We start from the raw sequence: 19,333 nt of genomic DNA on the forward strand, positions 1-19,333 counted from the left end.
GGCGCCTCGGCGCCAGCGGGACATAAGAAAATGGCAGGCAGGTTTATTTCCACCGCGCTGATTGGCGCGCTCGTGGCAGGATCGTTTTACTTCTTCGGCGATGTGCAGGCGGACCCGCAGGCAAGGCTGGCGCTGATCAATCCGCCGGTTTCGGCAAGTTCGACCAATTGACGACCTATTCGGCGTCGGGCTGCCTGGCCGGCGCCGCGTCGGCGAAGGCCGGCAATTCCATGCAGGCATCTCGGATGCACGCAATCGTCGGGTAGGGCGTCATGTCGACATTGAACCGCGCATTGTTCGCAACCTGCGCCACAAGGCAGATATCGGCGAGGCCGGGCGCGTCGCCATGGCAAAAGCGGCCGGTATGGGGGCTTTTCGCCAGCATCTCTTCGAGCGGCGCGAACGTCTCGTTCACCCAATGACGAAACCAGTCGGCGACGCCCGAATCATCCGCGCCATAGCGCGTCCTCAGAGCGTTGAGAACGCGAAGATTGTTGACCGGATGAATCTCGCACGCGATCATCTGCGAAATCGCCCGGACGCGCGCCCGGCCGGGCGCATCGGCGGGCAGGAGCGCGGGTTCGCGGATCGCCTCGTCGAGGAACTCGCAGATTGCAAGCGACTGGGTGACGACCGTTCCGTCGGTCCAGACGAGCGCGGGAACGAGACCTTGCGGATTGACCGCAAGGAAGGCCGCGTCGCGATGTTCGCCGTGTCTCAAATGGTGCGCCACATAGTCATAGGCGACGCCCTTGAGATTGAGCGCGATCCGCACGCGATAGGAGGTCGACGAGCGGAAATAATTGTGCAGGACGACGCGGCTCATGTGTCGTCCTTCATCGCCGCCAGTTCGTTCAGCATGTCGATCAGATGCTCCGTCTTCTCGCGGCCGTAGCGGGCTTCGAGAACCGAGTAGATCGCAATGCTTTGCGGGGTCACGTCGCGGATCAGGTCGAACCCGGCCTGGTTGAGGCTGAGAAGCGTGCGCCGCGCATCCGCGTGGTCGCGCTCGCGCCGGATGATGCCGCGCTCTTCCAGCGACTTGATGATGCGGGTGAGGCTGGGCGCCAGCACGCACGCCCGCTCCGCCACCTCGGTCGCATCGAGCGGGCTCGTTTCGCCGAGAATGCGGATGACGCGCCATTGCTGCTCGGTCAGGTCATGGACGGCCAGCAGCGGGCGAAAGCGCACCATGACGGCTTCGCGCGCGCGCAAGAGCGAGAGTGGCAGCGAGCGTGACGTATCGCGCGGCAAAAGCGTGTCTTCCAGGACATCGTTTTCCGTTTCGCCCATCGCTCGTCCCCCGGTTTCAGTCGCCATATGGAACCCAGACGTTCTTCACCTCGACCGCGCGCGGCAACAGAAGATCGTGCGGCTGGGCCATCCAGTCGACGGTCTTGCCGTTCGACGTCCAGATGCGTTTCAGATTGCCGACGGATTCGGCTTCCGCCGTGCGGCAGGCGTCCTTGTCGGCGACCACCCACAGGCCATCGACATCGTCATGCATGGCGAGAACCTTGGCGAGGTCGCGGGCCGGGCCGGTGACGATGTTGACCGCGCCGGCCGGCAGGTCGGAGGTTTCCATGACCTGGTAGAGATCCGTCGCGACGAGCGCGTGGCGGGCGGACGGCACGGCGACGACGCTGTTGCCCATGGCCAGTGCCGGCGCGATCAGCGAGATCAGGCCCAGGAGCGGATGGTCGTCGGACGCGACGACGCCGATGACGCCGACCGGCTCGTGCAGGGCCAGCGTGACCGCGCGGGCAGGGGGCTGGTGGACGCGGCCCTCATACTTGTCGGCAAGTCCCGCAAGCGCGAAGAGACGCTCGACCGACAGATCGACCTCGGCGCGCGATGCACGGGCGGACGCGCCGGTCAGATCCGCGATGCGGGCGGCGAATGCGTCGGCGCGGGCGTCGAGGTTCTCGGCGAAGAAATAGAGCACCTGCGCGCGGTTGTAGCCGGTGGCGGATGCCCAGCCCTTCGCGGCATGGGCGGCGGAGACGGCGTCGCGGACGTCCTTGCGGCTGCCGACGCCGACTTCGCCGGCAAGACGGCCCTTGGCGCCGGTGACCGGCATCGAATAGCCGCCGTCGGGGCGAACCTGCTTGCCGCCGATATAGAGTTTCGCGGTCCGGTCGATGCCGGCCGCATCGGAGGCGGCGGTGGGTTCGACGGCCTTGGCCGGCGCGAGATCGGCCGATTTTGCCATGGGCGCGGCAAGATATTCCGCCATGCCCTCGCGTCCGCCTTCGCGGCCGAAACCGCTTTCGCGGTAGCCGCCGAAACCGCAGGCGGCGTCGAACATGTTGGTGCCGTTGATCCAGACGACGCCGGCCTTGAGCTTGGGCGCCGCGTCGAGCGCGAGATTGATGTTCTCGCTCCAGACCGAGGCGGCCAGGCCGTAGCGCGTGTTGTTGGCGATCGAAACCGCTTCGTCGGTGGTGCGGAAGGTCATCGCGGCGAGAACCGGGCCGAACACCTCTTCCTGCGCCAGAACGTTGGCCGGTGCGAGATTGGTCGCGAGAACCGGCAGATGGTAATGGCCCTCGGTCGGAACCGCGCAGTCCGGCTGCCAGCAGATCGCGCCCTCGTCAGCGCCCTGTGCGACGAGCCTGCGCACGCGCTCCAGTTGCGTCCTGTCGACCAGCGGGCCGATATCGGTGTTCTTGTCGAGCGGATCGCCGAGGCGAAGCTTGGTCATCCGCGCTTTCACCTTCTCGACGAAGCGCTCGGCGATACCTTCCTGGACGAGAAGGCGGGAGCCGGCGCAGCAGACCTGGCCCTGGTTGAACCAGATGCCGTCGACGAGGCCTTCGACGGCGGAATCGAGATCGGCATCCTCGAAGACGATGAAGGCCGACTTGCCGCCGAGTTCGAGCGACAGCTTCTTGCCCGTTCCGGCGGTCGCCTTGCGGATGATCTTGCCGACTTCGGACGAGCCGGTGAAGGCGATCTTGTCGATGTCGGCGTGATCGACGATGGCGGCGCCGGCTTCCGGCCCGCCCTGGACGATGTTGACCACACCCCTAGGCAGGCCGACGCGGGCGCAGATTTCGGCGAAGAGGATAGCGGTGAGCGGCGTGAACTCTGCCGGCTTCAGGACCACCGTGCAGCCGGCGGCAAGCGCCGGTGCGATCTTCCAGGCGAGCATCAGGAGGGGGAAGTTCCAGGGGATGATCTGGCCCGCGACACCCACGGCCTTGTCGCCCGGAAATTCCTTGTCGAGCGCCTGTGCCCAGCCGGCATGATGGATGAAGTGGCGGATCGCCAGCGGCACGTCGATGTCGCGGCTCTCGCGGATCGGCTTGCCGTTGTCGAGCGATTCCAGCACGGCGAAAAGCCGCGCATTGCGCTGCATGGCGCGGCCGATGGCATATAGATGGCGTGCGCGCTCATAGCCCGAAAGCGCCTGCCATTTCGGCAGCGCCTTGCGGGCGGCCGAGACGGCGGCGTCGATGTCGGCAGCGCCCGCCTCGCCGAGGGTGGCGAGCAGCTTGCCCGAAGCGGGCTCGCGGGTCTCGAAGGTCTTGCTTGCGCCTGGTCTCGTCCATTCGCCGTTGATGAACAGAGAAGCGGCAAAATCGCGCGCGGCCAGCCAGCGGTCGGCTTCCGAGCGGGATTCGGGGGCGGGGCCATATTCCATGGCGTCGTAGCGTTCCAGAATGTTCACGTCTGTCGGTTCCGGTTTGGGCCGTCAGGCCATGGCGTGACGGTGGGCGGCCGAATAGCGGCCGGTCAGATGATGTTCGAGCTGGCGCTCGATGTCGGTCAGAAGGCTGGATGCGCCGAAGCGGAACAGATCCGGCTCCAGCCAGCGCCGGCCGAGCTCCTCGCGCATCAGGACGAGCCAGTCGAGCGAAGCCTTTGCGGTGGAGATGCCGCCGGCCGGCTTGAAGCCGATGAAGAGCCCGGTGCGCTCGAAATATTCGCGGATGGCGCGGACCATGACGAGGCCGACGGGGAGCGTGGCGTTGACGCTTTCCTTGCCGGTCGAGGTCTTGATGAAGTCGGCGCCGGCCATCATCGCCACCATCGAGGCGAGCATGACGTTGCGCAGCGTCGCAAGGTCGCCGGTGCCGAGAATGACTTTCAGATGCGCCTCGCCGCAGGCTTCGCGGAAGGCCGCGATCTCGTCGTAGAGTTCCTGCCAGCGGGCGCCGAAGACGAGGCCGCGCGGGATGACGATGTCGATCTCGCCGGCGCCGTCGGCGACCGAGGCGCGGACTTCGGCAAGCCGGGTCTCAAGTGGGGCAAGGCCATGCGGGAAGGCGGTCGATACGGCCGCGACATGGATGCCGCTGCCCTCGAGGGCTTCGACGGCCGTCGCGACGAAGGGGTGGTAGACGCAGACCGCGGCCGGTCGGATCGCACGTCCGGTCAGGCCGAGACCGGCGACGAGATCGCCGCGCAACGGGTTGAGCGCCTTGGCGCAAAGCCGCTTCACGCGATCGGGCGTGTCGTCGCTCGACAGCGTCGTCAAATCCATCAGCGAGATGGATCGGAGCAGCCACGCTGCCTGATTGTCGGCCTTGATCGAGCGGCGCTTCGTCAGCGTCTGGACGCGACGTTCCAGCGCGCTCCTGTTGACGTGGCGCATCGCCTCCAGCCAGCCGAGATCGAGCGGCTGGCCTGGATTGCGCTTTAGCCCGTCACTGGCTGCGCCGGCAGTGGGAAGATGGTGCAGGGTGGCGGCCTGGAGTTTTGCCGTCATCGTTCTTTTGTTCCAGTTCGTCTTGTCCGCACGATATCGCATGAAACCGGGCCAAGTGGAATGCTGGACGGCAAATCGCGGCCCCAGATTGTTTTGAAGCATAATAGTTTGGGGGCAAACAAGACGGTTGCCAGCGGTGTCGACCTCGTTATAGGCTTTGGTCTCGCCAAGGCCGGATGGGAGGAACTCCCGGCCGCGGCGCGAGCCAACGGGAGGAGGAACCCCAATGTCGAAGAAGTTGCTTGCCGCACCGCTCGTCGCTGCCAGCCTTGCAGCGCTGATGTCCAACTCCGCACTGGCGCAGGACGCGCCCGTCGAACTGCGTTTCGCCCATTGGCTGCCGCCGCAGCACCCCCTGCACACGATGGGCATGACCGAATGGATCGAATCCATCGAGGAGGCGTCCGGCGGCTCGATCACGATCACGATCTATCCGGCGCAGCAACTCGGGCAGGCAGGCGATCACTACGACATGGCGCGCGACGGCATCGCCGACATCTCTTTCGTGAATCCGGGCTATCAGCCGGGCCGCTTCCCGATCATCGCGGCCGGCGAATTGCCGTTCCTCGCGTCGAACGCGACCGGAGGGTCGGCTGCGCTGGACGCCTGGTATCGCGAATATTCCGAACAGGAAATGGCCGACGTGAAAGCCTGCCTCGTTCACTTCCATTCGCCCGGCACCTTTCATTCGCGCGAGCCGATCAGGGTGCCCGAGGACGTGCGCGGACTGAATGTTCGCCCGGCTCATGCGACCATGGCGGCCTTCGTCTCGGCGCTCGGCGGCCAGAACTTCCAGGTCTCGGCGCCCGAAGCGCGCGACGCACTGGAACGTGGCGTCGCCGACGTGATCTCCTTCCCGTGGAATTCGATCCTGATCTTCGGCATCGAGGGCGTGGCGACCAACCATCTCGACCTTCCGCTTTATGCGACGACCTTTGCCTGGACGATCAACAAGGCGCGCTACGAAGGATTGTCGGACGCGCAGCGGCAGGTCATCGACGATCACTGCACCACCGAATGGGCCGAAAGGGTTGCAACCGGCTGGGCCGGCGACGAGGATTCGGGCCGCGAGACGCTGATCGCCATGGAGGGTCACGAGGCCTACGTCCCGACCGACGAGGAGGTCTCGCTTTGGCGCGAGGCCGCGGCTCCCTTGAAAGACAACTGGACGCAGGCCGTCACCGGCGCCGGACATGATGCCGACGCGGTCTTCCAGGGGCTTGTCGACGCACTCGAAGAGCGCGACGCTGCGTATTGACGACGTATTGTCGCTCGATCGATTCCGTTGATGCGGGATCGGTCGATGCGCTCGGCTGGAGGAGACGGCGCCGATGATCAGGGGTGAAGCGGCGCTTCGGCGCATGGTTAGACTCGTCGACGGGGCGGCGGCCGTCTTCCTGGCGGTCATCACCATCCTTACCTTCGCCGCAGTGATCATGCGCTACGTCTTGCAGATGCCGTTTCCCGGCTCGTTCGATGTCAGCCGGCTGCTGCTCGGTGTGGCGATCTTCTGGGGCATCGCCGCAGCCGCTTACCGCAAGGACCACATCCAGGTGGATCTGTTCTGGCAGATCCTGCCGCCGGCGGGCCGGCGCGTTCTCGACGTCTTTTCCGACATCGTGTTCGCGATCTTCATGGCGGCGATGGCCTGGATGCTGTTCTGGCAGGTCGACCGGGTGCGTCTGTCGCGCCAGACCACCTTCGAACTGGCAATCCCGATCTGGCCCTTCTATGGTATCGCCTGGCTGGGCATCGGGCTTTGCGTGCTCGTACTCGTCGCCCGCATCCTGCGCGGCTTCGTCACCCCTCTCGGCGATCCGGCTGAAAATTCATGATGACCACCGATTTCGTCGCAGTCGGCGGCTTCGTCGCCCTGTTCGCTCTTCTGATCCTGCGCGTTCCCATCGGCGTTGCGATGGGGGTGATCGGCGTCGGCGGCTTCGGCCTGCTTGCGGCCTGGGACCCGGCGCTGAATCTTCTGGCGATCTCGCCGATCCGCACGGTGACCGACTATTCGCTCGGCCTGATACCGATGTTCATCCTCATGGGAGCGGTGGCTTCGGCCTCGGGCATGAGCGGCGAACTCTACCGCGCCGCCAACGCGTTTCTCGGCCACCGCAAGGGCGGACTGGCGATGGCGACTATCACCGCCTGCGGCGGCTTTTCGGCAATCTGCGGCTCTTCGGTGGCGACGGCCGCCACCATGGCGAAGGTCGCGTTGCCGGAGATGAAGCGCTATGGGTATCCCGACACGCTAGCGACCGGATCGATCGCCGCCGGCGGCACGCTCGGCATTCTCATCCCGCCATCCATCGTGCTCGCGATCTACGGCGTCATGACGGAGCAGGATATCGGCCAGCTCTTCATCGCCGGCCTCGTTCCCGGCATCCTGGCCATGGTGATGTATCTGATCACGGTGCAGCTCTATATCCGGTTTCGCGGCATCGAGATCCCGGTCCAGGAGCGGATCGGCTGGGGTGAGCGGCTTGGGGCGCTGCGCGGCGTGTGGGCGATCGTCCTTCTCTTCGTCTTCATTATCGGCGGCATCTATGGCGGCATCTTCACGCCCTCGGAAGCCGCGGGAATGGGGGCTGCCGGCGCCATCGTGATTTCCATGGTCCGCCGCAGGCTGCCGCTGAAGCGGCTGTTCGCGTGTCTTCTGGAAAGCATCCAGGTGACGGCGGGCATTTTCATGATCCTGATCGGCGCGATCCTGTTCGGCTATTTCCTCACGATCACGCAGACGCCGCAGAAGGTGACGAACTTCCTGCTCGGCCTCGAACTTGGCGCCTATCCGACCCTGCTCCTGATCCTTCTTTTCATGATCGCACTCGGCTGCATCCTCGACGCGATGGCGATGATCATCCTGATGATTCCGATCCTGTTTCCGGTCGCCATGGCGCTCGGCTTCGATCCGATCTGGTTCGGCGTCGTCATCGTGATGACGGTGGAACTGGGCATGATCACGCCGCCGATCGGCATGAACGTCTTCGTCATCAACTCGCTGGCGCGCGATGTGCCGTTGCAGAAGATCTATGCCGGCGTCATGCCGTTCGTGATGACGGACGTGGTCAGGCTGGGCCTGATCATCCTGTTCCCCGCCATCGTGCTCTTCCTGCCGCAGACGATGCGGTAGGTGCCACGCGCGGGACCGCTACCCGATCGCGACCTCGACGAGGGCGAGCTGGCGCTTTTCCTCGATATGCCGGATCGCCTTCTTCAGCGCGCGGGGCAGGTCGTCTGCGCTCGTCACCTTCACGGCATAGGCGCGGCTTGCCTCGGCGACCTTGGTGAAGTCGGGCGAGGGGTCGAGCGAAGTCAGTGGCATCCGGTTGGCCCTGGCCGCATAGCCGTGGGGGTAAAGCCCGGTCACCGAATGGCGCACCGCGCCCCATTCGGAATTGTTGAGGATGACGACGAGGATCGGCAGGGCGAGCGCCTCGGCGATCTGGTGGCAGGCGACCGGATTGGAAAACACATAGGAGCCGTCGCCCATCGTCGCCACGACGAGCTTCGAGCGGTCGGCAAGCTGCATTCCCATGGCGCAGGGAAACGACCAGCCGAGCCCGCCCGCATGTGGCTCCTGATGCCAGGAATTGTGCCTGTCGAGCGCCATCGGATCGAGCGGACAGCCAAGTTCGGAGAGGACAGTCGCGTTCTTGCCCGAGATCGCATCGGACAGGCATTTCGACACATAAGCCTTCGACATCGGCTCGCTCGAAGCGGCGGCCTGCGCGACCCTGGCGCGAATTTGCGGAACCCGTTCGGACAGAAGCGTCTGGCGCTTCATTCTCGCGCCGACGTGCCGGTTCATCATCGGCCGCATCGCGGCGGCGAGCGCGAGAAGACCGTCCTCGTTCGGGCAGGCGATCGTCACGTCGGAACGGAAATTGCGCACCGGCGTCCGGGCGAAGAGCGGGTCGGGACCCATATGGACGAACTTTGCATCGGGCGACGGCTTGTGCGTGTCCGGCCACCACGGGGCAAGCGCGTCGAGCACCAGTACGACATCGGCCTCGCCCAGCCAGGGCATCGGATCGGCGCCGACATGGCACGGATGATCGGTCGCGATGGCAGTCGCCACCGCCCACCATTGGCAGACCGGAATCGACCAGTCCGAGGCGAGTTGGGACAACGCCGCGAAACCCGCTTCGCTGCCGGCGCCGCGCTGGGCCACGATCAGCGGATTGCGCGCTTCGGCCAGCATCTTTGCGGCCTGACCGATCAGCGCCATGTCCGGCGCCGTGCGTGTGGGCTGGATGGAAGGCGGGGCTTCCAGGCTGTCGGCTTCCACATCCTCGCACAAAACTTCGCGCGGCAGGCTCAGATAGACGGGGCCCTTCGGCGTCGAATTGGCGATGGCGTGGGCACGGTCGAGAAGCGGGCCGATCTGCTCGGGATAGCGAAGTTCATAATCCCATTTCGACGCTTCGCGCACCAGCGCCGTCTGATCGCGCATTTCCTGACCCCAGCCGATCGGAACGGTCCGGGCGCCGAAGCGGCCTTCCTCGGTGACGGGGGTGCGACCCGACATCATCAGGATGGGCACCTGATCGACGGCTGCATTGATCGCGCCGATGGAACCGTTCGCCAGCCCGACATTCGTATGAAGGATCACGGCCTGCGCCTTGCCGGTCGCGAAATAATAGCCGTGCGCCATGCCCATCGCTGCGTGCTCGTGCGGCATTACGATGGCTTGGGGAAGCGGAATATCTTTGGCGGACGCTTCGGCAAGACCCTCGATGATGGGCGGAAAGTCGGTTCCCGAATTGCAGAACACATAGTCGACGCCGAGCGCCTTCAGGCGCGTGAAGAGCGCTGCGCCGGCCGTCATCGTCTTGCTACCGACGGTCTTCTTTCCGGCGAGACTCTTCAGCATCGATACCTCCCTCGATCGACGCGGATTGCGCGATCAAACTAGTTTGATATCAAACAATCTTTCGGGAGACGACGCAAGCGCGCTTACTCGATCTCGACTGCGATCCGCCGCAGAAGGTTAAGCAGTTCCGCCTTCCTGTCGCCGACGATCTGGTCGAGGCGCCGGTCGTGCTCGGCGGCATGGCGCGACAGATCCGTCAATCGCGCGGCGCCAGCGGCGGTCGCGAAAAGTGCATAGCTGCGCCGGTCGCGGGCGATGGGCTGCTTTTCGACGAAACCGTCGCGGATCATGTCGCGCAGGAGCGGCGTCAGGGTCGACTTGTCGCGGCCGGAGGCACGCGAGAGCGTCATCGGCGTGATGCCGGGATTGTCCTTGATCAGGCTGAGAAGTGCAAACCAGCCCGGCCGCAGATCGCTTTGTCCCGTCTTGCGCTGGAAGGCGCGGAACGAGGCGTTCTGGGCAAGCCGCAGATGAAAGCCGATATAATCGTCGAGCTTCCCAAGCACGATCTCTCCGCCTTGCGAGGCCTCGATCTCGCTGCGAAGCGGCTTTGCCTGATTCATGAATGCGTTCCCCTTGAACCGTTTGTCGATCTTACCGCGTGTTGGGCTGCGCGCAAATCGTGCGCTCGAACACAACCATGAGAGGCAGGGGAAGGAACCGATCACGGCAAAAGGGAGAACGTCGAAGCTACCCTGCCGGACACCCCGCGACCTATCCATTCGAGCGCCGATCGGGTAAACCGCCGTGCAAAGGATGAACGTCGTTGACAAGCCAGCTCTATAACAAATCAGTCTTCGCCATCGCCCCGATGATGGACTGGACGGATCGCCACTGCCGGTATTTTCACCGGCAGATGACCGTTCGCGCGCTTCTCTACACCGAGATGGTGGTGGCCGATGCGGTGATTCATGGCAATCGCGATCGCCTCTTGGGTTTTGCGCCGGAGGAACATCCGGTGGCCTTGCAACTGGGGGGCAGCGACCCGGACAAACTCGCCAGGGCGGCGGAGATTGCGGCCCAATGGGGCTATGACGAGATCAATCTGAATGTGGGGTGCCCGTCCGACCGCGTGCAAAGCGGCACGTTCGGCGCCTGCCTGATGCGCACTCCCGATCTCGTGGCCGAATGCGTCGCGGCGATGAAAGCCTCGGTGTCGGTTCCGGTCACGGTGAAGTGCCGGATCGGCGTCGATGAACAGGACCCGGAGATCGCCCTCGACGAGCTCGCGGACAAGGTTCTCGCGGCCGGAGCCGACGCGCTTTGGGTCCATGCGCGCAAAGCCTGGCTGCAAGGGCTGAGCCCGAAGGAGAACCGCGACATCCCGCCGCTCGACTACGACCGCGTCTACCGGCTGAAGGCGCGGCTCGGCGACGTTTTCGTGGGCATCAATGGCGGCGTCGCCGATCTCGACGAAAGCCTGCGCCATCTGGAGGCGACGGACGGGATCATGATGGGCCGCGCGGCCTATCACAATCCGGGTCTCCTGGCCGAAATCGACCGGCGCATCTTCGGCGTCGATGCAGACCCGATCGAATGGCACGAACTGATCGACCGGATGGCGGATTACTGCGCCGCCCACATCTTCGAAGGTGGGCGGCTGACGCATGTCACGCGGCACATGGTCGGGCTGTTCCATGGAATGCCAGGAGCGCGTCGCTTCCGCCAGATCCTGTCGACCGATGCCACCAAGCCTGGCGCAGGGCCAGAGGTGCTACGCGCCGCCTTTGCCGAAATCCGCCTGGACCAGTGCCGCGACGCGGCCTGAGCCGGTTTACTTTCCGCCCCCTTCAAGGTAGCGCACGGACGCAACGAATTGCGGGGGAATGCTCATGTCCGGTCTTGATCTGCCGTGGAGCGAGCTTGCGGTCTTCGCCGCCGCCATCGCCGCCTCCGGCGTCGTCGCGGGGCTGATGGCCGGTATTTTCGGCATCGGCGGCGGCGCAGTGCTCGTGCCGGTCTTCTATCAGGTCTTCGGCCTGCTCGGCGTCGACGAGGTTGTACGGATGCATCTGGCCGTCGGCTCGTCGCTGGCGATCATCATCCCGACCTCGATTCGCTCTTTCACCGGCCACAAGGCGCGCGGCGCGGTGGATATGGATCTCTTGAAGAGTTTTCTCATTCCGGTTCCGATCGGCGTCGTGCTGGCGTCCATCACCGCCGCCTACATATCGAGCGAGGGGCTGCGCGTCATCTTCGCCGTTCTGATGCTGCTCGTCGCGGTGCGGCTCCTGTTCAACCGGGAATCCTGGAAGCTCAAGGGCGATCTGCCGGGAACTGGCGGGCGCACGGTGGCAGGCGTCGTCATCGGCTATTTCTCGACGCTCATGGGCATCGGTGGCGGCGTCATGAACAACACCTTCATGACGATCTACGGCCGGCCGATGCACCAGGCCGTCGCCACCTCGTCCGGCGTCGGCGTCCTGATCGCGATCCCCGGCACGATCGGCTATATCTGGGCCGGCTGGGGCCATCCCGACCTGCCCATCGCCTCGACCGGTTTCATCAACTGGGTCGCCGTCGCGCTGATCATCCCGATCGCGCTGATCGTGACGCCCTATGGCGTCCGGATCGCCCATGCCTTGAAGAAACGCCAGCTCGAAGTCGCCTTCGGGCTGTTCTGCATCTTCATCTCGGCGCGGTTCTTTTGGAGCCTGGCCGCCTGATCCTCAGTCACGCAGGATGAGCCGCTCGCCGCGCATGTCGAAGCCGGACAGCGAGCCGATGAAATTCATGCCGAGAAGCGTGCGGTCGAGCTGACCTTCGCCAACGACGAGCGCGGGCAGGCGGGTGCGCGAAATCTCGCCGATGCGGATTTCATCGAGCGTGATGCGTGCCGCCTGTGCCTGGCCGTTTGCGGTCATGACGGGCACCGTGTAGCTGAGCGCGTCGGGATCGAGACCGATCCGGCGGGCGTCGGCGGAACTCAAAACGGTCGTCGTCGCGCCGGTATCGACGACCGTGTTGACGCTCGTGCCGTTGATCGAGGCCCGAATCTCGAAATGACCGTTCGCCATCCGCTCGATCATGACCGCCGCGCGACCGTCATCGCCGATCAGCGAGAGCGGGCTGCCGGGAATGAGTCCGGCGGTCAGGCGGCTGCCGACATCCTGCAATTCGTAGCGGTACTGGTAGCCGACCATCAGCGTCATGATGATGACGAGCCAGATGGCGAACGTGCGCGCCATCGGCCCGAAGCGCTGGCCGGAGCCGAGCAGGCCGACGGCGACGACGGCTCCGAGAAGCCCCAGATAGAGCGTGCGCGCGAAGCTGTCCCCGTCGAGACCGAAGAGCGTGCCGCTGTCGCCCGTCGCGATCAGCGCGACGAGGCCGAGCGCCATGATGGCGATAATGATCCAGAACAGGCGTCCCATCACTCAATCCTGCCCAGATCACGTTCGCGCGCCATGCGGGCACGTCGGGTTTCGCGGCGGGGGCGGCGCTCCATCGTCTCGAGCCGCGCGGGCAGTTCGGCCATCGTCTCGCGCCGCGCCTGCGTCGACATCGTCATCCACGCGCCGATTTCCTCACGCGTGCGCCCGCAGCCGAAACAGTAGCCCGTCGTCATGTCGATCGAACAGACGAGAATGCAGGGCGATTCGATCGGCGTCATGAAATGTTCCTTGCCATCCATCACAGATGGGCCAAATGGCGGGACCGTGCAAGACGAGCGGCGGCATCCGCCATTGTGATACCGACGCGACTTGGATAAGCGCTAGGGCACAGTTTGAGGAGCATTCGATGACCAGCGGCCTGCCTTTCGACGACTATCGCGACCTTTTGCACCGCCTGCCCGAAGCCGACAGGACGGCGCGGCGCGATGCGGAAGCGCGTCTGCGGCTGCTCGAAGACCAGGGGGTTCCGCTGGGCCGCATGGGCGAAATGGCCGTCTGGCTGGCCGGATGGCAGGGCCGCAGTCAGCCGCAGATTTCGCGGCCGATGGTGACGCTCTTCGCCGGCACCCATGGCATCGCGAAACATGGCATCAGCACGCGGCAGGCGAGCGAGACGCAGGCCATGGTCGAGTTCTGCGCGGCGGGGGGCGCGGCGATCAACCAGATCTGCGCGGCGAACGATTTCGGCCTGAAGGTCTTCGACCTTGCGCTACATCTGCCGGTCGAGGACATCTCGGAAGGTCCGGCCTTCGACGAGCGCGGCTGCGCGGTGACAATGGCCTTCGGCATGGAGGCGATCGCCGGTGGCGCGGACCTGATCTGCATCGGCAGCCTCGGCGTCGGCGGCGAAACGGTCGCGGCGGCTCTCCTGATGGCCCTGCACGGTAAGGCCGCGCTCGACTGGATCGAGCCGGTGGGCGAACCTGATCTGACCGAAAGGCGCATCCGCCTGATCGACAGGGCCGTCGAACTCCATGGCGGCCATGTGAAGGATCCGCTGGAAGCACTGCGCCGCCTCGGCGGGCGCGAGATCGCCGCGATCGCAGGCGCGATCCTCGCGGCGCGGATGGAACGCATTCCCGTGGTGCTCGACGGGATCGTGTCGCTGGCGTCGGCGGCGGTGCTTCACGGCGTGCGGCCGGACGCGATCGACCACTGCCTGCTCGGTCACGCCACGACCAATCGCGGCCAGCGCCATGCGGCACAGGCGCTCGCCCTGAAGCCGATCCTCGATCTCGAAATGGGCGAAGGCGAGGGGATCGGCGCGGCGATGGGGGCGTTGGTGCTGAAGAATGCGGCCCAGACATTCGGCTCGATGACGATACGGCAGAACTGATCTAGCGGCGGCCCGCTGCCGCCCTCTGACGCGTCGGAAGCGCCGGCAGAGCTTCCATGACGCGGGCCGGCGGCAGGATGGCGATGGCTTCGGTGCCCTCGCGCAGCTTGGAGCGAAGCTGGAACTCGCCGCCATGAAGTTCGAGCAGGCCCTGGACGATGGGCAGGCCGAGGCCGGTCCCCTGTTCCGCGCTCTTGATGGCAATCGAGCCCTGACCGAAGGCCGACAGAACGATGGGAATTTCCTCGGCCGGAATGCCGGGGCCGTTGTCCTTGACCGAGACATACTGCCCGCCGCCGGCCGTCCAGCCGACGCGCACCCGCACTTCCGAGCCGTTCGGTGCAAATTTCACTGCGTTCGAGATCAGATTGAGCGTGATCTGGCGTAGCGAGCGTTCGTCGGCGAGAAGACGCGGCAGGGTCGGTTCGAACTGCTGGACGAGGCGGATCGACTTCTTGTGCGCCTTCAGTTCCATCAGATGACAGCACTCCTCGACGACGCCGATCAGCGACAGCGGCTCCTCGTTGAGCTGGTAGCGACCGGCCTCGATGCGCGACAGGTCGAGTATCTCGTTGATGAGGTTGAGAAGATGCTGGCCCGACGCGTTGATGTCGCGCGAATAGTCGCGGTAGGTCTCGTTGTGCATCGGCCCGAGAACCTCGTTGCCCATGACCTCCGAGAATCCGAGGATCGCGTTGAGCGGCGTGCGCAATTCGTGGCTCATCGTGGCAAGGAAGCGCGACTTGGCAAGGTTGGCCTCCTCGGCGCGTCGGCGGGCCTCGTCCGACATCGACTTCGCCGTCTCGAGTTCGCCGATCAGGCCGTCCTTTTCCGCCTGATAGGAAAGAAGCATGACGGCCGAACGGTTCATGTGGCGGGCGACGAAGGTGAAGAAGCCGAGCGAGATGGCGAGCAACGCCACCATGATCGATTCGACCGGCATCGCCATATTGACGGTCAGATAAGCGAAGACGGCGACTGGCAGCGCGAAGGTCAGGAACAGCGCGCCGCGCAGCGTGTGCGATATCAGCGCTGTGGAGGCGATGGCGAGCAGCAGGATGACCGTCTTCAGGACAGTGAACTGGTCGAGTTGGCATTCGGCGCATTCGATGGTGGCCAGATATGCCCAGCCGAGACCGGAAACGAAATGACCGAGCAGGAAGGAACGCTTGACGCCGACCGCGTCGAGTTCGTTGATATCGGCACGGTCGACCCGGCGCGCGATCAGCGCGAGGCCGAGATAGCAGGCGACCGTGATGATCGCCCAGATGACGATCTGCGGCCCGGTGCCGGCAAACACGCCGCCCGCCATGACGACCAGCACCATCAGCGGGATCGCCGCCGCGGTGTTGATCATCGCGCGGGCGTGAAGCTTCAGGAGTTCGCGCTCGAAAACCGGGTTGCCCTCGCGCTGGGAGAGGCGTTCGCGCGTGCGCCGCACTGCCTTGGCGACATCGGTGTTGCGATGCGCCTTCCTGCGGTCCACGATGTTCTTGTCGGCAAGTTGCGTGCCTGAAAACGCCATACGAGATATCAGTCAATGCGCGCCAATGATCGCCGCGAAGTCTAGACAAAGAAGATTAAGAGACCCTTCGCTTGCCCGTTTTCCCATTCCGCAAGGTCACTTCTGGCCAACGTCGCATCGCCGGCCGCGAAAAGTTGCGGCCGCTGGGCCTGCGTGATTTTACGCTGACGGCGGGCATGTTCCTGATTCTCGGTGCGCTTGCGGTCCATTTCGAGGGCCGTGCGGCTCATGAAATCGGCGGCAATGCGCGCGTTGCCGATGGCGACAGTCTGGAGATTGCCGGCCAACGCATACGGCTGATCGGGATCGACGCGCCAGAACTCGATCAGGTCTGCCACAAGGATGGATCCGACTACGCCTGCGGGCGGCAGGCGCGCGCGGCACTTTCCGAACTGATCGCGGCACGGACGGTTGCGTGCAGCACCCGGCGCAAGGATCGCTACGGCCGATATTTGTCGACCTGCGCGGCAGGGGATCGAAACCTCAATCTTGCAATGGTGGAGATGGGCTGGGCGGTTGCATCGGGCGACTATCATGAAGCCGAATCGCGTGCGCGGGCGGCCGGACGGGGAATTTGGGCCGGCGAATTCGACCGGCCGGGCGACTGGCGTGCCCGGCGCGGCATGATCGGCGATGATGGCGGGCTGTTCGATGCGGTTCTCGACCGGCTTCGGCTGCTGCTTGACCGATCATGAACGGGAGCGGCTTTGCGGAAGCCCGCCAGTCGGTTTAGACAGGAACTCGATCAGGGAGAGAAAAGAATGAAACTTTACGATGGCGGCCGTGCTCCGAACCCGCGCCGGGTCCGCATTTTCTTGGCCGAGAAGGGCATCGACGTGCCGCTGGAGCCGGTCGACATGGCTGCGATGGGCCACAAGTCCGAGGCGGTGACGACGCGCAATCCGTTGCAGCGCCTGCCGGTGCTCGAACTCGACGACGGCACCATCCTCGCCGAATCGGTCGCCATCTGCCGCTATTTCGAGGAGCTTCATCCCGAGCCTCCGCTGTTCGGCACCGGCCCGCTCGGCCGTGCGCAGGTCGAGATGTGGCAGCGGCGCATGGAACTGCATTTCCTGTCCGCCGTCGCCCAAGCCTTTCGGCATATCCACCCGGCGATGAAGGAATGGGAAGTGCCGCAGATCCCCGAATGGGGCGAGGCGAACAAGCCGAAGGCGATCGAATATCTCCACATGCTAGACCGGCATCTTGCCGACAGCCGCTTCATCGCGGGCGAGAACTACACGATCGCGGACATCACCGGTCTCGTCGGCGTCGAGTTCATGAAGCCGGCACGGCTCGAAGTGCCGGCCGAACTTCAAAACGTGAAGCGCTGGTTCGCGGAGGTTTCCGCGCGGCCGAGCGCCAGGGCCTGATCCTGGGCGAAGCGGAAGATCTGGCCCGGCGCATCCGGCTTTGCCGGATTTGCCGGGATGCACCGCTCAAGACGCCGCTGCCGCACGAGCCGCGCCCGGTCGTCGTCGCGTCCTCGACCGCGCGCGTGCTGATCGCGGGGCAGGCGCCCGGCACGCGTGTCCATGCGACGGGGCTGCCCTTCAACGATCGCTCGGGCGACCGGCTGCGCGACTGGATGGGCGTTTCGCGCGAGGAATTCTACGATCCGGCCCTCTTCGCTATCGCGCCGATGGGCTTTTGCTTTCCGGGCCAGGACGCCAAGGGTAGCGACCTGCCGCCGCGCCGCGAATGCGCCCCTGCCTGGCGGGCACCGCTGATGGCGACCATGCCGCAGATCGAGTTCGTTCTGGCGATCGGGCTATACGCGCAACGCTGGCATCTTGGCCCCGAGTTCGGCCGCTCGCTGACGCAGAACGTCGAGAGCTGGCGCGTGATCTTCCTGCGCAACACGATCCCGCGCATGATCCCGCTGCCGCATCCCTCATGGCGCAATACGGGTTGGCTGAAACGGCATCCATTCTTCGAAACAGAATTGCTTCCCGTCCTCCGGCGTGAAATCCGATTGTCGATGCCGACCAAGGATTAGGACAGTTTTGCTTCGGTGGGTGGGAATGGCCCGCGTTCATGCTTGGCTATCGCGGAAAACTTCGCCATTTTAGCATGAGATTTCTCACCGGAGCCTCAAATGGATCGCCTCGACCGCAAGATCCTGCGTTTGTTGCAGGAAGATTCCACGCTTGCCGTGGCCGACGTCGCCAAGAAGGTGGGGCTGTCGACGACGCCGTGCTGGCGCCGCATCCAGAAACTCGAGGAAGAAGGCGTCATCCGCAAGCGCGTGGCGCTGCTCGATCCGGTCAAGATCAATGCGCGGGTGACGGTGTTCGTGTCGATCCGCACCAACTCGCACAGCCATGAGTGGCTGCGACGCTTTTCCGAGGTCATCCAGGAATTTCCCGAGGTCATCGAGTTCTACCGGATGAGCGGCGACATCGACTATCTCCTGCGCGTCGTCGTGCCGGACATCGCCGCCTATGACGCCTTCTACAAGCGCCTGATCGCCAAGATCGAGATTCGCGACGTGTCCTCGTCCTTCGCCATGGAGCAGATCAAGTACACGACGGAAATGCCGCTCGACTACATGGTGCTGGACAAGGAAAGTGGTTCGTCCAGCAACGTGGCCTGACTATTTCAAGCGCGAGATAAGCGACGACGTGTCCCAGCGCTTGCCGCCCTTACCCTGCACGTCCTTGTAGAACTGGTCGATCAGTGCGGTGATGGGAAGCTGCGCGCCATTGCGGTCTGCTTCCTCGAGGCAGATGCCGAGATCCTTGCGCATCCAGTCGACGGCGAAGCCGAAGTCGAACTTGCCGTCGCGCATCGTTTTCCAGCGGTTCTCCATCTGCCACGAGCCCGCAGCGCCCTTGGAAATGACGTCGACGACCTTTTCGATGTCGAGCCCGGCGCGCTGGCCGAAGGCGATGCCTTCCGACAGGCCCTGGACGAGGCCGGCGATGCAGATCTGGTTGATCATCTTGGTGAGCTGCCCCGCGCCGACCGGCCCCATCAGCCCGACCATGCGCGCATAGGCGTCGATGACGGGCTTCGCCTTGTCGTAAGTCGCCTGGTCGCCGCCGCACATGACGGTGAGGACGCCGTTCTCGGCCCCTGCCTGTCCGCCCGAAACGGGCGCGTCGATGAAGCCGATGCCCTTTTCGCCCGCCAGCGCCGCCAATTCGCGCGCGGCTTCGGCCGAGGCGGTCGTGTTGTCGATGAAGATCGATCCCGAAGCCATTGACGAGAACGCGCCATTTTCGCCGAGCGTGATCGAGCGCAAATCGTCGTCATTGCCGACGCAGGAGAAAACGAAATCGGCGCCCCTGGCGGCTTCGGCGGGCGTCGCGGCGGACTTGCCGGAGAACTCGGCGGCCCATTTCTCGGCCTTTGCGGCGGTGCGGTTGTAGACCGTGACGTCGTGGCCGCCCTTGGTCTTGAGATAGCCCGCCATCGGGTATCCCATCACGCCCAAACCCAGAAATGCGACCTTCGCCATCGTGCTCTCCTCCTGTGTCGT

21 protein-coding genes are annotated in these 19,333 nt (G+C 64.7%); 11 read left to right on the forward strand and 10 right to left on the reverse strand.

The window, feature by feature from the left end:
• Positions 1-30 precede the first annotated feature (30 nt).
• Positions 31-171, forward strand: coding sequence for a hypothetical protein (locus PZ895_RS08860; RefSeq protein ID WP_275838658.1), 141 nt, complete (start codon positions 31-33; stop codon positions 169-171).
• Positions 172-175: 4 nt separating this feature from the next.
• On the opposite strand, the gene maiA is transcribed toward PZ895_RS08860, so the two are convergent.
• From maiA to deoC, 4 genes are read right to left on the reverse strand one after another with little or no spacing between them, the layout of a single operon-like run.
• Positions 176-826: a maleylacetoacetate isomerase gene (gene maiA, locus PZ895_RS08865; RefSeq protein ID WP_275838659.1), complete on the reverse strand. Its 651-nt coding sequence runs from the start codon at positions 824-826 to the stop codon at positions 176-178.
• The gene (gene hpaR, locus PZ895_RS08870) at positions 823-1,293 is read right to left on the reverse strand and encodes a homoprotocatechuate degradation operon regulator HpaR (protein WP_275838660.1); all 471 of its coding nucleotides are present in this window, start codon (positions 1,291-1,293) and stop codon (positions 823-825) included. The genes maiA and hpaR overlap by 4 nt, the downstream gene beginning before the upstream one ends.
• Before the next feature lie 16 nt (positions 1,294-1,309).
• Positions 1,310-3,673, reverse strand: coding sequence for an aldehyde dehydrogenase family protein (locus PZ895_RS08875; RefSeq protein ID WP_275838661.1), 2,364 nt, complete (start codon positions 3,671-3,673; stop codon positions 1,310-1,312).
• 24 nt (positions 3,674-3,697) lie between these two features.
• Positions 3,698-4,714 carry a deoxyribose-phosphate aldolase gene (deoC, locus tag PZ895_RS08880; protein ID WP_275838662.1) on the reverse strand — a complete coding sequence of 339 codons (1,017 nt, stop codon included), beginning with the start codon at positions 4,712-4,714 and terminating at the stop codon, positions 3,698-3,700.
• A gap of 226 nt (positions 4,715-4,940) precedes the next feature.
• Here deoC and PZ895_RS08885 point away from each other — a divergent pair, with 226 nt between their 5' ends.
• The 3 genes from PZ895_RS08885 to PZ895_RS08895 all read left to right on the forward strand — a co-directional run bounded on the left by PZ895_RS08885 (position 4,941) and on the right by PZ895_RS08895 (position 7,850).
• Positions 4,941-5,972: a TRAP transporter substrate-binding protein gene (locus PZ895_RS08885; protein ID WP_275838663.1), complete on the forward strand. Its 1,032-nt coding sequence runs from the start codon at positions 4,941-4,943 to the stop codon at positions 5,970-5,972.
• A 73-nt stretch (positions 5,973-6,045) separates the two neighbouring features.
• Positions 6,046-6,549 carry a TRAP transporter small permease gene (locus tag PZ895_RS08890; RefSeq protein WP_275838664.1) on the forward strand — a complete coding sequence of 168 codons (504 nt, stop codon included), beginning with the start codon at positions 6,046-6,048 and terminating at the stop codon, positions 6,547-6,549.
• Complete coding sequence (locus PZ895_RS08895; RefSeq protein ID WP_275838916.1) at positions 6,549-7,850, forward strand: TRAP transporter large permease; 1,302 nt, start codon at positions 6,549-6,551, stop codon at positions 7,848-7,850. The genes PZ895_RS08890 and PZ895_RS08895 overlap by 1 nt, the downstream gene beginning before the upstream one ends.
• An 18-nt stretch (positions 7,851-7,868) precedes the next feature.
• On the opposite strand, the gene PZ895_RS08900 is transcribed toward PZ895_RS08895, so the two are convergent.
• Together PZ895_RS08900 and PZ895_RS08905 are read right to left on the reverse strand one after the other, a co-directional pair.
• Positions 7,869-9,593, reverse strand: coding sequence for a thiamine pyrophosphate-requiring protein (locus tag PZ895_RS08900; protein ID WP_275838665.1), 1,725 nt, complete (start codon positions 9,591-9,593; stop codon positions 7,869-7,871).
• A gap of 83 nt (positions 9,594-9,676) precedes the next feature.
• On the reverse strand, positions 9,677-10,156 hold the full coding sequence (locus PZ895_RS08905; RefSeq protein WP_275838666.1) for a MarR family transcriptional regulator: 480 nt from the start codon (positions 10,154-10,156) through the stop codon (positions 9,677-9,679).
• 203 nt (positions 10,157-10,359) lie between these two features.
• Between PZ895_RS08905 and dusA the strand changes: the two genes are divergently transcribed.
• Both dusA and PZ895_RS08915 read left to right on the forward strand, forming a co-directional pair.
• Positions 10,360-11,361: a tRNA dihydrouridine(20/20a) synthase DusA gene (gene dusA, locus PZ895_RS08910; RefSeq protein ID WP_275838667.1), complete on the forward strand. Its 1,002-nt coding sequence runs from the start codon at positions 10,360-10,362 to the stop codon at positions 11,359-11,361.
• A gap of 64 nt (positions 11,362-11,425) precedes the next feature.
• The gene (locus tag PZ895_RS08915) at positions 11,426-12,259 is read left to right on the forward strand and encodes a sulfite exporter TauE/SafE family protein (protein ID WP_275838668.1); all 834 of its coding nucleotides are present in this window, start codon (positions 11,426-11,428) and stop codon (positions 12,257-12,259) included.
• A gap of 3 nt (positions 12,260-12,262) precedes the next feature.
• Here the strand turns inward: PZ895_RS08915 and PZ895_RS08920 are convergent, their stop codons facing one another.
• Together PZ895_RS08920 and PZ895_RS08925 are read right to left on the reverse strand one after the other, a co-directional pair.
• A complete protein-coding gene (locus tag PZ895_RS08920; RefSeq protein ID WP_275838669.1) occupies positions 12,263-12,967 on the reverse strand; it encodes a TIGR02281 family clan AA aspartic protease in 705 nt (234 codons plus the stop codon).
• Entirely contained in the window at positions 12,967-13,206 is a 240-nt protein-coding gene (locus PZ895_RS08925; protein ID WP_275838670.1) for a DUF1289 domain-containing protein, read from the reverse strand. The genes PZ895_RS08920 and PZ895_RS08925 overlap by 1 nt, the downstream gene beginning before the upstream one ends.
• Before the next feature lie 128 nt (positions 13,207-13,334).
• Between PZ895_RS08925 and PZ895_RS08930 the strand changes: the two genes are divergently transcribed.
• Complete coding sequence (locus tag PZ895_RS08930) at positions 13,335-14,324, forward strand: nicotinate-nucleotide--dimethylbenzimidazole phosphoribosyltransferase (RefSeq protein ID WP_275838671.1); 990 nt, start codon at positions 13,335-13,337, stop codon at positions 14,322-14,324.
• 1 nt (position 14,325) lies between these two features.
• Here PZ895_RS08930 and PZ895_RS08935 read toward each other — a convergent pair whose 3' ends face one another.
• Entirely contained in the window at positions 14,326-15,849 is a 1,524-nt protein-coding gene (locus PZ895_RS08935) for a HAMP domain-containing sensor histidine kinase (RefSeq protein WP_275838672.1), read from the reverse strand.
• A 71-nt stretch (positions 15,850-15,920) separates the two neighbouring features.
• On the opposite strand from PZ895_RS08935, the gene PZ895_RS08940 reads away from it, so the two are divergent.
• From PZ895_RS08940 to PZ895_RS08955, 4 genes are all read left to right on the forward strand, one after another.
• Positions 15,921-16,544, forward strand: a complete 624-nt coding sequence (locus tag PZ895_RS08940) for a thermonuclease family protein (protein ID WP_275838673.1) — start codon at positions 15,921-15,923, stop codon at positions 16,542-16,544.
• A 66-nt stretch (positions 16,545-16,610) separates the two neighbouring features.
• Positions 16,611-17,222 (forward strand): glutathione S-transferase, encoded by a 612-nt coding sequence (locus PZ895_RS08945; protein ID WP_275838674.1) that lies wholly within the window; start codon positions 16,611-16,613, stop codon positions 17,220-17,222.
• 20 nt (positions 17,223-17,242) lie between these two features.
• Positions 17,243-17,848, forward strand: coding sequence for a uracil-DNA glycosylase family protein (locus PZ895_RS08950; RefSeq protein ID WP_275838917.1), 606 nt, complete (start codon positions 17,243-17,245; stop codon positions 17,846-17,848).
• Between the two features lie 99 nt (positions 17,849-17,947).
• Positions 17,948-18,445 carry an Lrp/AsnC family transcriptional regulator gene (locus PZ895_RS08955; RefSeq protein WP_275838675.1) on the forward strand — a complete coding sequence of 166 codons (498 nt, stop codon included), beginning with the start codon at positions 17,948-17,950 and terminating at the stop codon, positions 18,443-18,445.
• Here the strand turns inward: PZ895_RS08955 and PZ895_RS08960 are convergent, their stop codons facing one another.
• Positions 18,446-19,312, reverse strand: a complete 867-nt coding sequence (locus PZ895_RS08960) for an NAD(P)-dependent oxidoreductase (protein WP_275838676.1) — start codon at positions 19,310-19,312, stop codon at positions 18,446-18,448. It lies immediately after the preceding gene.
• Between the last annotated feature and the right edge of the window lie 21 nt (positions 19,313-19,333).

The organism is Mesorhizobium sp. YIM 152430, from assembly GCF_029210365.1.
In the GTDB taxonomy this organism is placed as follows: Bacteria; Pseudomonadota; Alphaproteobacteria; order Rhizobiales; family Rhizobiaceae; genus Aliihoeflea.

Excerpts from the sequence above, each read along its gene's own strand:
- PZ895_RS08860 (WP_275838658.1), top strand. The coding sequence starts at position 31 with ATGGCAGGCAGGTTTATTTCCACCGCGCTGATTGGCGCGCTCGTGGCA.
- maiA (WP_275838659.1), bottom strand. The coding sequence starts at position 826 with ATGAGCCGCGTCGTCCTGCACAATTATTTCCGCTCGTCGACCTCCTAT.
- hpaR (WP_275838660.1), bottom strand. The coding sequence starts at position 1,293 with ATGGGCGAAACGGAAAACGATGTCCTGGAAGACACGCTTTTGCCGCGC.
- deoC (WP_275838662.1), bottom strand. The coding sequence starts at position 4,714 with ATGACGGCAAAACTCCAGGCCGCCACCCTGCACCATCTTCCCACTGCC.
- PZ895_RS08885 (WP_275838663.1), top strand. The coding sequence starts at position 4,941 with ATGTCGAAGAAGTTGCTTGCCGCACCGCTCGTCGCTGCCAGCCTTGCA.
- PZ895_RS08890 (WP_275838664.1), top strand. The coding sequence starts at position 6,046 with ATGATCAGGGGTGAAGCGGCGCTTCGGCGCATGGTTAGACTCGTCGAC.
- PZ895_RS08895 (WP_275838916.1), top strand. The coding sequence starts at position 6,549 with ATGACCACCGATTTCGTCGCAGTCGGCGGCTTCGTCGCCCTGTTCGCT.
- PZ895_RS08900 (WP_275838665.1), bottom strand. The coding sequence starts at position 9,593 with ATGCTGAAGAGTCTCGCCGGAAAGAAGACCGTCGGTAGCAAGACGATG.
- PZ895_RS08905 (WP_275838666.1), bottom strand. The coding sequence starts at position 10,156 with ATGAATCAGGCAAAGCCGCTTCGCAGCGAGATCGAGGCCTCGCAAGGC.
- PZ895_RS08915 (WP_275838668.1), top strand. The coding sequence starts at position 11,426 with ATGTCCGGTCTTGATCTGCCGTGGAGCGAGCTTGCGGTCTTCGCCGCC.
- PZ895_RS08920 (WP_275838669.1), bottom strand. The coding sequence starts at position 12,967 with ATGGGACGCCTGTTCTGGATCATTATCGCCATCATGGCGCTCGGCCTC.
- PZ895_RS08925 (WP_275838670.1), bottom strand. The coding sequence starts at position 13,206 with ATGACGCCGATCGAATCGCCCTGCATTCTCGTCTGTTCGATCGACATG.
- PZ895_RS08930 (WP_275838671.1), top strand. The coding sequence starts at position 13,335 with ATGACCAGCGGCCTGCCTTTCGACGACTATCGCGACCTTTTGCACCGC.
- PZ895_RS08935 (WP_275838672.1), bottom strand. The coding sequence starts at position 15,849 with ATGGCGTTTTCAGGCACGCAACTTGCCGACAAGAACATCGTGGACCGC.
- PZ895_RS08945 (WP_275838674.1), top strand. The coding sequence starts at position 16,611 with ATGAAACTTTACGATGGCGGCCGTGCTCCGAACCCGCGCCGGGTCCGC.
- PZ895_RS08955 (WP_275838675.1), top strand. The coding sequence starts at position 17,948 with ATGGATCGCCTCGACCGCAAGATCCTGCGTTTGTTGCAGGAAGATTCC.
- PZ895_RS08960 (WP_275838676.1), bottom strand. The coding sequence starts at position 19,312 with ATGGCGAAGGTCGCATTTCTGGGTTTGGGCGTGATGGGATACCCGATG.